This window comes from Parafrankia sp. EUN1f, assembly GCF_000177675.1.
Taxonomy (GTDB): domain Bacteria; phylum Actinomycetota; class Actinomycetes; order Frankiales; family Frankiaceae; genus Parafrankia.
In genome coordinates this window covers 1-10557 of sequence record NZ_ADGX01000226.1, presented here as the reverse complement: position 1 = coordinate 10557, position 10557 = coordinate 1, and the positions used below count along the sequence as shown (strand labels likewise).

Sequence of the window (10557 nt, the reverse complement as noted above, 5' to 3'; positions counted from 1 at the left end):
TGCCGGGGTCGACGTGGGGCGCGCGCCACGCGCCAGGAAGATTGCCGTACCCGTCGGTGAGCACCATGCCAAGAATGATCTTGCGGTCTGCCATGCCCCCATGGTCCAACTATCACACCCATGTGAAGGTCAAGCCCGTCCCGCGTAGCATCGCTGGAGACATTGACATCAATAAGAGGGATCTCCGTGCGGATCGGCGAGCTGGCGAGGAAGACCGATGTGCCCCCGCGCATGCTGCGGTACTACGAGGAGCAGGGGCTCGTCACGCCCCGTCGCCTGGACAACGGATACCGTGAGTACGACGAGTACCTCGTTGATCGCGTGCGCAAGATTCGCGGACTGCTCGATGCCGGCATCCCCACCCGCATCATCGGAGCGATACTTCCCTGTCTCGGGCAGACTTCTGCGATCGTCGTCGACGATCCTGATCCCGGGCTACGAGCCATGCTCGTCGAACAGCGCGACAAGATGATCGAACGTATCGCGTTCCTCGAACAGAACCGCGACGCTCTCACCCGCTACATCGACGCGATGGACCGCGCCGCCGCCACTGGCGATTGAGCCGCCGTCCGGTCACCGGCGAAAGCAGTTCGGTGTGCTGTATGCGCCGACCGATGATCTCGACGGGCGTCGCCTCGGCCGGCGCTGCCCTACGAGGGAGTGTCTGACCATCGGTGGCTCGACACCCTGACGCGGCGACCGCGGCCGCCCACCCGTTCCGAAGGGGCGGTCAGGTCTGCGCGAGCATGGTCTCGTCGAACAGTTGGCAGCGGCCCCGGCCCTGCCGCTCCGCCGTGTACACGCCGACGTCGGCGGCGCGCAGGAGCATGTAGGGAGTGCACGTCGCCGGGCCGGACAGCGCGACACCGACGCTCGCGGTCACCGACACGGTCCGCGTCTCGCAGGCTCTCGAGGTCGAGACCGTCATGCGGAGGCGGTCGGCGACGGCTACTACCTCGAGCTCCGCCTCGTCGTGCGCCGATCCGACGTGGTCCATATCTGCCGGGTGGGGCCACCCCACCAGGCAGAGACCGCCGATCCATGGATAAATCTTCCTCTGCCGCCCCTGCGCGGGTGCCCCTACGGTCGAGGCTGTGTGCGCTAACCGGCCCGCCGCAACGAAGGAGTGGGACCCCTGTGAAGATGACCGGCAACACGATCCTGATCACCGGCGGCACCTCGGGCATCGGGCTCGGCCTGGCCCTGCGTCTTTTCGAGGCCGGCAACAAGGTGGTCGTCGCCGGCCGGCGCACGGAACTCCTCGGCGAGATCATGGCCGAGCACCCGGGCATCGACGCGCTCGTCCTCGATGTCGCGGACCCCGACTCGATTGCCCGGGCCCGTGAGACCGTGGCGGCGAGCCACCCGGGGCTCAACGTCCTGGTCAACAACGCCGGCATCATGCTGCGGGAAAACCTCCTCGACCCGGCCGGACTCCCGATCGCCGAGGATCACGTCATGATCAACCTGCTCGGAACGATCAGGATGACGTACGCCTTCCTGCCGCTGCTGGTGGGCAAGGGCGATGCGGTCGTCATGAACGTCACCTCTGCGCTGGCGTTCGTACCGTTCCCGGTCACCCCGACCTACAACGCCACCAAGGCGGCGCTGCACTCTTTCTCCGAGAGCCTGCGCATCCAACTCGCCGGTGCGGAGGCCGGCGTCCAGGTGATCGAGGTAGTCCCGCCGGGTGTGCGCACGACCCTGCTGGGCCAGCAGGATGACGACCACGCCATGCCGCTGGACGACTTCCTCACCGAGACCCTCGACCTGCTGCGCGAGAAGCCTGACGCGAAGGAACTTGTCCTCGAGCGCGCCAGGTTCATCCGCGACGCGGAGGCCAGCGGCTCCTACGACGACGTCCTGGCCATGCTAAGCAGTATCTGATCGACCTGTCGTGACCGACGCGAAACAGATGGGCGAAGGCGACGAAGGCGCCGTCGAAAAACAGCACGCTGCCGGGCCAGGTGTGGCCACATCGTGGACGAACGTGAGCTGGACCGCTTCGTGGAGGTCCGCGCCGAAGACGCGGAACGGTGAGGAAGCGCCTTCGGCTTCGCCCCGGTCGGCCAGAGTGGGGGCGCCCGGCTCCGTGCTGAGCGTCGACGGGCGCGCGGGCGCCCACCTGACACGACGAAGATCGTCGTGTCAGGTGGGCCGAGCGACGAGGCCCGGGGCCGGTCCAACGCTTTGGGTATCGTCGCCGGGCACCGTCGCCGCAGGCCGGCCTCCCTGCCGACGGCCTTCGGCGCACCGCCGACGGTCGGCGAATTTCCCAGCGGTCAGGCAGGTCAGTGACCATCGGGTCGTCTCGCCGCGAGCGCCCTCGGCGTCGGCCGTGTGAGCGGCTTCGCGGGGGTGGGAGCGGGTGGGAGAGGACACATCCATGGATCGGCGGTCTCTGGATAGTAAGGCGCGACGCGGCGAGGATGGCGGTATGGACAGGAAGGAACTGGCGGAGTTCCTGCGCCACCGGCGTGAGATGCTGTGCCCCCGCGACGTCGGGCTGGTTGAGGGGCCGCGCCGGCGTACGCAGGGGCTACGCCGCGAGGAGGTGGCGCAGCTCGCCGGCATGTCCACCGACTACTACGCCCGGCTGGAACAGCAGCGTGCGCCGAAGCCCTCGGTGCAGATCACTACGGCTCTCGCCCGCGCGCTGCGGCTGACCCTGGACGAACGCGACCATCTCTTCGTCCTCATCGGCCACAACACCCCGGCCCGCTTCCAGCGCTCTGACCATGTCAGTCCGACGCTGATGCGGCTCCTGGACCGCCTGGACGACTGCCCGGCCCTGGTGCAGACCGACCTGGTCGACACCCTCGCGATGAACCCGTTGGCCGTCGCGCTGCTCGGCGACCAGACCCGCCACACCGGTTTGGCCCGCAGCGGCTACTACCGCTGGTTCATGGACCCCGCCGAGCGCCTGGCGTATCCCGAGGAGACCCACGAACGCCACGGCCGTGCCCAGGCAGCGCGCCTGCGGGCCGTGCTGAAAGCCGGCAGCGACACCACCCGAGCCGCCTGGATCCTCGCCGAACTCCAGGAACACAGCCCCGAGTTCGTCCGCATGTGGGAACTGCAGGAGGTCGTCCGACGCTACGACGACTGCAAGACCATCCTCCATCCCGAACTCGGCCGCATCGATGTCGACGGCCAGGTCCTGTTCACCGAGAACCACGCCCAGACTCTGGTGGTGCTGACCACTCGCCCCGGCACGGAGAGCCACAGCAAGCTCGAACTGCTCTCCGTCATTGGGCACCAGCAACTCACCCCGGGGACTGTTCCGTAGGGCTCCGGCTCACTTTCGGTTTGCGGAGAGTGTCCGATCAACGGCTCTGGTGCACATTCGGTGGTAACTCAACGTGAGCAGACGCTTGGCGCCCACCTTGCCCTGTATCCGCTGATTTGAGCGCCCCGCGCCGGGGCTCGCCGGGACTTCGAATCGACGCCGAACTGCCCGGCTTGGCCGATTTGCTGACCGGCAGCACGCATCCGCCGACGCTAACACTCCGTTACCACCGAAAGTGAGCCACAGCCGTTGATCAGGCTCTGGCTCACTTTCGGTGGTGACGGAGTGTGCGGTGATCGGACACTCCCGCCCGTGTCGTGGGCCGAGTCGCCCTCACCCAACCGACGGCTCGGCCGGGAGACGAAGGTTCGGCAGCGTGCGGCCCTGAGCACGAGCACCAACTCCCCGGCCGGGCCGACCAGCGGCGCGCCGGCGCCGAACGTCCAACCGACGTCGGTGGCCGCCAGGGCGAGTCCGGCGGTGTCGACGCCGTACTGCCGCGACCCACCGCCTGCGGCGAGACCGTCGAGCACGGCGATCGCCGCCTCGTCCGAGGCCGACCGCGGTGCTCCGAGCGGCACGGTCACATCGAGACCGTGGATCACCACGTGGGTCAGGGCGCCGAGGTGACCACCGCCCGGCGGGATCCAGCGGCGCATGACGTCGGAGCGCAGGTTCGCGACGAGTTCGGCGGTGGGCAGTGCGGCGTCCCGGCCCGCGATCAGGTTGGACAACCGCGAGAAGTCGGAGTCGCAGGCGCGCAACTCCGCCGGGGAGTAGCGCGCCGCCATTGTCAGATGCGCGACGACCTCCCGAACCCGCCAGCCCGCGCAGAGCGACGGTGTCTCCCACCGCTCCTCGGGGAGGGCGCCGAGCAGGTCGGCCAACGTCAGGAAGCTGTCCGACAGGAGTGGTGAAAGGCTGGTGTCATCCGCCATCAGCGCACCTTTCGTTCGCGCCCCACATGGGGACGGGCATGGCAGAAGCGCCGGACCGCGCGGGTGGCGGCCCGACCATGAGACGGGAAGGGGACGGTGCCGGCCGCCGGGTCGGTTCCCCGCGCGGCGCCGGGCCCGCCTCAGCGGCGGTCCGGGGAGAACTCGAGGACCTGGGTGAGGCGGATGTTGTTGCCCGAGGGGTCGCGGAACGACGTGTCGATGCCGTAGGGCTGCGGCGTTGGGGGGTCGTTGAAGACGACGCCTCTGGCGCGCAGGTCGTCGTACGCCGCCCGGCAGTCGTCGGTCTCCAGGAACAACGTGCCGCCGGCGCCCTTGGCGACCAGGTCGGTGAGCGCCTCACTCGTGCCGGCGTCGAACATCGGGGGCCGTGGCACCGGCATCAGGACGAGCCCGATCTCGGCCTGGCCAGGTGGGCCGACGATGAGCCATCGGAACGACCACTCCGCCATGGAGACGTCCGACCGCACCTCCCAGCCGAGCTTCTTCGTATAGAACGCAAGCGCCTCGTCCTGGTCATGCACCCAGAACTGCGCATGGGCAATTCTGATCATCTTGGCTCCCCTGATCGCTCAGCGCGTTGGGCGCGACGCTACGCGCCAGGGTCAGCCGCCGGCTTCTCCAAACGTGCGGTGTGCTGGTCGGCCGTAGGCCCGAGCGACGCAGAGAGGGACGCGGATATGCCGGCGGGCCGGCGGGAAGCTCGCCCGGTAGGCCAATGGCGAGACGCCGTGCGCCCGCCGGAAGCTGGTCACGAACGAGCCGACGCTGGTGAGCCCCACCTCGAAGCAGATGTCAGTCACGGTGCGGTCCGTGTTGCGCAGAAGCGCCGCCGCGCGTTCAAGCCGGCGGGTGAGCAGGTACTGGTGCGGCGACTCGCCGAAGACCCGCCGGAACTCCCGGCCGAAATAGGCAGGCGACAGCCCGGCGGCGCGCGCCAGGTCGGCCACGGTGACCGCCTCGAAGTACCGACTGTCGGCGAGGTCCCTGGCCCGCAGCAGATGACGAGAGCGCGGCACCATAACGCCGAAGTATCGCTCACTCGAGGCGAGGTGCCGGGCCGTTCCTGCCCGGCGCGCTGGTCCGGCCGGGTGTGGTGCCCGTGGTCCCGGCCTTCCCGGGCTGCGGTTCCAGGTCGTCCACTCCGAGGATGTGGGCGAGGCGTACCGGCGCGCCGCCTAACAGGACGTGCGCCTCCGAGGTCCTCTCTCCTACCCCCGACCACCGGGACGCTGCCGGCTCAGGCACGCCGGGTCGGGTCACACCCACACCGACGCCCGTCCCCGGACGACGGGTGGTCATGGAGAAGGTTCGCCTTCATGGCACCTTGCAGGGGCAGGTGCTGCGCACCCAGCAGCCGGGCGCTGACCTCGTCGGATCGAGGTCGTTTCCCCCACAGCCGACCACGGCGCTGTCGCGGCACCCCCCGGAACCACCGCTGCGGATCATGGCCCGGCGGCGACCCGTACCTCCCGCCGCCGCTGCTCGGTGCCGGTCACACCTACGACATCGACGCCAACACCGTGATCTGGAACTTCGTCTCACAGTTCCACCGCGACTAGCGATCATAGCGCCGGCATCGGAGCAGCCTGGGGGCGCGACACGATGCCACAGGGGGTCCGTATGGCCTCGACAGAACCCTGTCGAGGCCATACGGACCCTGATCCTGCCTCGGTCCAGGACCGGGGGCACCTCACGCGGAGCCCGTTCTATAGCTGGGAGCTTCGATGCCATGAACGCCCCAAACGGCCGTTCACGCTCCGGATCCGCTGTCGACAACAGGCCTATTCCGCCGGTAGCGGTCCACATTGCGTTCGTGCGCCCGGCTGTCGCTGCTCATCCTGCGACTGGGCGGCCGCATTCGCTTGCACGGATCGCCCCCGCCGGTCCTGCTGGTCGGGCGAGTACCAGCCAACTATGGGGAGTGCTGTCGGTCGTCGAGAGCGGATCGCTTGCCGCAGACCTCGCCACCATGCGGTTGGCGGTGATACGTGGAATTGCTATCCATCTCGGATACCGGAACACGCTGCTGCTCACCGGCGAACGGTCCGCCAGCTCTGTTTCGCATCGCGTAGCTGTGTCAGGACTCGGCGTCAGGCTTCTGAAACGGTCTCACGATGATCTGGCCGTGATCGCCAGCGGCCTGCGACACGAATCCGCCCGCCTCCCCCGAAGCACAAAGGGAGCACTGCCCGCCAGCGGCGGACTCACTGATCGAGATCGCAGTCGCCTTCACCACGTGCTACGGCAACTCGGGACGCAGGACAACATCGTCGCCACGATCATGACCCCGGCCGGGCGGGCCGGCCTGCTGCTGGTCCTCACGCCCCGCCCCGGCACCTTCACCAGCGCCGACCGCGACGTCATCGCCCTGCTCGCCCGCCACATCGGCCACCTCCTGCACGCCCGCCTCCCCCGCACACCCGCCCCGACCGCCCTCGCCGCCCTCTCCCACCGCGAACGCGACGTCATCGAACTCGTCGCCTCCGGACACTCCAACCAGCAGATCGCAGACACTCTCGACGTGACTGTCCACACGGTCAAGCACCATGTCACCAACGTCATGCGCACCACCCAGTGCGCCAACCGCACCCAGCTCGCCCTGCTCTGGCACCGTTCCGCCGGCACACTCATCACCGATGACCCGAAGCCGCCCGACCTGGCTCCGCCACGGTCCAGGACCGTGCATTCGGGGTAGTCGCGGACCAATAAGCGGCTACTACATCAAACCCGAGGAGGCCAGGACGGCCATGGCCCGCTTGTTGGACCGCCTCGAAGAACGACGAGCACGTCGCCACACAAGTTGAACGGGCGCGCTGAGGGGCAGCCGAAGCCGCGAGCCTGATTCCGTTGACTGCGGCCTGGAGACCCGTAGTGGACCAAGGGACGCCGACGACGGTGATGTGGCGGCCAGATGGAAAGAAGGGGCCGGTACCGCAGCCATTTTGCGACCACGCCGCTCAGCGCGTCGCTCCCTCGGCTCCTCGGGTTCCGCCGGTCCGGAACGGGTAGACCGGAACCGGGTAGCGCCGCACGTCAACTGGGGGATGACGAGACCGAGAGCGCAGGTCAGAGATCATCGTGGATTTCAGAGAGAGCCTCGTCGACGAGCTGCGAATCGGCGTCGTCATCAAGGGTGCCCACAGCGGCATCATCAAGTATGTCAGCGCGGCAGCGTGCGAGACCCTGGGCCGTGAGCCGGAGGAGATGCTCGGCCGGCACTGGCTGTGCCTGGTCCCCAAGTCGGACCGTGAACTGTTCGCCCGCTACGAGCGCAGGGTCATCCGCCACGGCCCCGGCGGTTACGGCGAGCGGTTCCCGCAGTTCCGGATGAGGTTCGCCCGGCCTTCAGGTGAGATCGTCCATGTTCAGGTTGCCTCCACGGTCACCCACGAGTTCACGGAGCGGTTCGGGGACGACCAGCCCCACATGGTGTGCCGGCTGGAGGACGTGACCGACCGGGAGCAGATCGCCAACTACCTCCGGCTCGCCATGGACCACAGCCCGGTGTCGGTGAGCCTGATCGACCGCTCCGGTCACATAGTGTTCAGCACGGGTGGGCGCTCCCCGCAGGAAACCGACGACATTCTCGACGCCGCGACGCGGCCCATCTCCGAGGTTTTCGCGGACTACAAGGAAGCAATCTCGATGGTCGAAGCCGCCTTCACCGGTGAGGCCGGCTCGAAGCTCCTCCCGGCGTATGAGGGGTACTTCGACGTGCACACGGTGCCCCTCACCGACGCGACTGACCAGGTTCGGTTGGTTGCCGCGGTCAGCACCGACGTCACCGACCGGGAACTGGCCCGTGCCGAGCAGGCCCAACTCGCCAGCCTGACAGAGCAGGCACTGGTCACGGTCGAACCGGTTGACCTCTGGCAGCGCGCCACGACCGTGCTGGCCGACCAGCTCGGCGCCGCGGCGACGTTCCACGAGGTCGACCTCCCGGCGGGCACGGCGCACAACCTGAAGCTCGCCGTCGGCGTCGGCCCGACTCCGCCCGCCGGCAGTGCCGAGAGCCTGCTGTCCACAGTGATCCGCACTGGCCGCATGACCGCACGGGCGGCGGAGACGTCGGAGGGCTGGCGGACCCTGGCCGCGCCCGTCGGCCGGCCCGGCGCCTACACCGCCGTGGTCGCCCTACATCATCCGGGGCCGGGCGCGGAGCCGTTCAGCGACCGGGACGAGAAATTCCTCGGTGCGGTCGCGAGTGTGCTGAGCTCGGCGGCGGTGCGGTTCGCTACCGAACGGGAGATCCGGCACCGCTCAACGCACGACGCCCTCACCGGCCTACCCAACCGCTCCAGGCTGATCGACCGGCTTACCCGCGCCCTCGAGCAGCACCGCACGGGCGTGGTCTTCGTCGATCTCGACGGCTTTAAGACCGTCAACGACACGCACGGCCACCAGGCCGGCGACCAGCTGCTGCGCGAAATCGCCCACCGGCTCCAGGCGGCGGTGCGGCCCGGCGACCTCGTCGCCCGCCTCGCCGGGGACGAGTTCGCCGTGCTCTGCGAACGGGTCGAATCGCCTGCGGCCGTGCAGCGGCTCGGCCAGCGACTACTCGCGGCGATCAACGAACCCGTAGTACTCGCGGAGGCGACGGTACACATCTCAGCGAGCGCCGGTGTGGCGATCTCCCGCGCGGAGCTCTCCGACCCCGACCGCCTGCTCAACGCCTCCGACATCGCCATGTACGCCGCGAAGCGAGGCGGAGCTGGACGGTGCGTCGTCCACGAGTCCTGGATGCACCTTTGACGTCCGACTGGCATCCGACCGGGGGTCTGTCCAGATAACGTGAGGTACTGCCCGTTTCTCGGACACCGACGTAGGCGGACTGTAACCGGTCAGGTCGTGTAGATCGTCTGTTTTGGTTCCCGGTTGGCTGGGATTCCTTGATGGGTCGACGTCCGGGGTGTTGGCATGGTGTGGTTGATCGGGTCGTAGGGTTCGGGTGTGTCCGGATCCGCCCGCGCCACCGGTGCCGTCGTATGACGGACTCGCTGCGCTGGTGCTGGAGCAGGCGGGCCTGATCGCGCAGTTGCGGGCAGCGTTGGAGCAGGCTCGGGCGCGGATCGCGGAGCTGGAGGCCCAGGTCGCGAAGACGTCCCGGAACTCGGGGAAGCCGCCGAGTTCGGACGGGTTGGCGCAACCTCCCCCGAAGTCGTCGCGGAAGAAGACCGGCCGGCGCCAGGGTGGGAAGCCGGGGCATCCCGGGGCGACGCTGTGTCTGCTGGACGATCCTGATGTGCGTCTGCGGCACGAAGCGGGGCCGTGTTCGGGGTGTGGGTCGTCGCTGGGGGTCGGCCGGTGGCCCGGGTTGAACGCCGGAAGGTGTTCGACCTTGGTCGGGTGGCCCGGGGGTGCGATCCCCCCGGGCCACCCGACCAGGGGCAGGATCTCGTCGAGGAACCGCGGGTAGACCGGGGCCTTGTCGGTGGTGACCTCGACCGGCCGGCGCCCCTGCGTCAGCGCCCGAACGAAGAATCGCCGGGCAGCCGCCTGGTCGCGGCGAGTGCTGGCCAGGTCGGCCCGCCGATCGAGCTGCAGCCGGGCGCTCAGGAACGACATCCAAACCGCGGCGCAACGCCAGTTCCACCCGCGCGGGTCGCGCTGTCTGTCGTTGCGTTGACAGACCCGAGCCCTAGCGCGGCGACCAGCTCCTCGAGCACCGCATCCGGGAGAGCCGACCCAGCCGCGCCCGGAGCCGCCAGCCCCTTCACGGCGGCCTCCGCCGGGTCCTCGCCTGCCACCGACATGTCCGGCCTCCTTCCTTCACCGCGGATGCTCCGCCGCATGCCATCGCCACACCCTAGGCACCCGCTGTCTCACGCAGAGCATCCGACGGGTTGAGCGTGCTACTGCCCCGGCGAAACCGGGACTGTGGAGCTCGACATGCCGGTCTTCGCGGGAGTGGGTCTAGCTTGGCCTCGCCGGCAGCCCAGGGCGTCGGCTACTGCCAGTGCGGCGCTTCGGGAGGTCGTCACCGGACTGTGTGCAGCTGGGCCCGAGCCGCAAGGATCATGTGCTTCCGCTCCAGCTCGCAGAGGCGAGTCGAAGGCAGCACCTCCCCATTTGTCGCGGCGAGGAACTGGTTGACGTTCCGGAAGGCGGCGGGTGCGATGAAATCCATGTAATGCTCGCCGGGCTCCCTGTGCGGCAGCATGCCGTCCACCGTGATGAAGTTCCCTTCTGGGGAGACACGGACGATGCGGGCAACCCCCGCGTGCTCCGGCTGTCCCCGCGCCGTGGCCACGACCAGGCGGGCGACGTCACCGACCTGCGGCTTCGCATCGGATGTACTCGGAGTCGTGT

Annotated in this window: 11 protein-coding genes and 1 pseudogene; 6 read left to right on the top strand and 6 right to left on the bottom strand. The window is 68.8% G+C overall.

Features of this window, described 5'->3' with window-relative positions; translation table 11 throughout:
• Window positions 1–186: 186 nt before the first annotated feature.
• Window positions 187–561: a MerR family transcriptional regulator gene (locus FREUN1FDRAFT_RS35750; RefSeq protein WP_006545283.1), complete on the top strand. Its 375-nt coding sequence runs from the start codon at window positions 187–189 to the stop codon at window positions 559–561.
• A 169-nt stretch (window positions 562–730) separates the two neighbouring features.
• On the opposite strand, the gene FREUN1FDRAFT_RS35745 is transcribed toward FREUN1FDRAFT_RS35750, so the two are convergent.
• A complete protein-coding gene (locus tag FREUN1FDRAFT_RS35745) occupies window positions 731–997 on the bottom strand; it encodes a hypothetical protein (RefSeq protein ID WP_006545282.1) in 267 nt (88 codons plus the stop codon).
• A gap of 140 nt (window positions 998–1137) precedes the next feature.
• Here FREUN1FDRAFT_RS35745 and FREUN1FDRAFT_RS35740 point away from each other — a divergent pair, with 140 nt between their 5' ends.
• Both FREUN1FDRAFT_RS35740 and FREUN1FDRAFT_RS35735 read left to right on the top strand, forming a co-directional pair.
• Complete coding sequence (locus FREUN1FDRAFT_RS35740) at window positions 1138–1887, top strand: SDR family oxidoreductase (RefSeq protein WP_006545281.1); 750 nt, start codon at window positions 1138–1140, stop codon at window positions 1885–1887.
• Between the two features lie 550 nt (window positions 1888–2437).
• The gene (locus FREUN1FDRAFT_RS35735; RefSeq protein WP_006545280.1) at window positions 2438–3289 is read left to right on the top strand and encodes a helix-turn-helix transcriptional regulator; all 852 of its coding nucleotides are present in this window, start codon (window positions 2438–2440) and stop codon (window positions 3287–3289) included.
• Between the two features lie 212 nt (window positions 3290–3501).
• On the opposite strand, the gene FREUN1FDRAFT_RS35730 is transcribed toward FREUN1FDRAFT_RS35735, so the two are convergent.
• The 3 genes from FREUN1FDRAFT_RS35730 to FREUN1FDRAFT_RS35720 all read right to left on the bottom strand — a co-directional run bounded on the left by FREUN1FDRAFT_RS35730 (window position 3502) and on the right by FREUN1FDRAFT_RS35720 (window position 5267).
• Window positions 3502–4227: a maleylpyruvate isomerase family mycothiol-dependent enzyme gene (locus FREUN1FDRAFT_RS35730; protein ID WP_006545279.1), complete on the bottom strand. Its 726-nt coding sequence runs from the start codon at window positions 4225–4227 to the stop codon at window positions 3502–3504.
• Window positions 4228–4367: 140 nt separating this feature from the next.
• Window positions 4368–4799: a VOC family protein gene (locus tag FREUN1FDRAFT_RS35725; protein WP_006545278.1), complete on the bottom strand. Its 432-nt coding sequence runs from the start codon at window positions 4797–4799 to the stop codon at window positions 4368–4370.
• Window positions 4800–4850: 51 nt separating this feature from the next.
• Window positions 4851–5267 (bottom strand): helix-turn-helix transcriptional regulator, encoded by a 417-nt coding sequence (locus FREUN1FDRAFT_RS35720; protein ID WP_006545277.1) that lies wholly within the window; start codon window positions 5265–5267, stop codon window positions 4851–4853.
• 1217 nt (window positions 5268–6484) lie between these two features.
• Between FREUN1FDRAFT_RS35720 and FREUN1FDRAFT_RS44635 the strand changes: the two genes are divergently transcribed.
• The 3 genes from FREUN1FDRAFT_RS44635 to FREUN1FDRAFT_RS47175 all read left to right on the top strand — a co-directional run bounded on the left by FREUN1FDRAFT_RS44635 (window position 6485) and on the right by FREUN1FDRAFT_RS47175 (window position 9664).
• Window positions 6485–6943: a response regulator transcription factor gene (locus tag FREUN1FDRAFT_RS44635; RefSeq protein ID WP_006545276.1), complete on the top strand. Its 459-nt coding sequence runs from the start codon at window positions 6485–6487 to the stop codon at window positions 6941–6943.
• Window positions 6944–7326: 383 nt separating this feature from the next.
• The gene (locus tag FREUN1FDRAFT_RS47805; protein ID WP_006545275.1) at window positions 7327–9000 is read left to right on the top strand and encodes a bifunctional diguanylate cyclase/phosphodiesterase; all 1674 of its coding nucleotides are present in this window, start codon (window positions 7327–7329) and stop codon (window positions 8998–9000) included.
• Window positions 9001–9196: 196 nt separating this feature from the next.
• The gene (locus FREUN1FDRAFT_RS47175) at window positions 9197–9664 is read left to right on the top strand and encodes a DUF6444 domain-containing protein (RefSeq protein WP_369809852.1); all 468 of its coding nucleotides are present in this window, start codon (window positions 9197–9199) and stop codon (window positions 9662–9664) included.
• Here FREUN1FDRAFT_RS47175 and FREUN1FDRAFT_RS42525 read toward each other — a convergent pair.
• Both FREUN1FDRAFT_RS42525 and FREUN1FDRAFT_RS35705 read right to left on the bottom strand, forming a co-directional pair.
• Window positions 9634–9765: pseudogene (locus tag FREUN1FDRAFT_RS42525) on the bottom strand (DDE-type integrase/transposase/recombinase); the annotation flags it as partial. The gene FREUN1FDRAFT_RS47175 and the pseudogene FREUN1FDRAFT_RS42525 overlap by 31 nt on opposite strands.
• 460 nt (window positions 9766–10225) lie before the next feature.
• The coding region (locus FREUN1FDRAFT_RS35705) for a hypothetical protein (protein WP_006545272.1) at window positions 10226–10557 on the bottom strand (332 nt) is incomplete at its 5' end.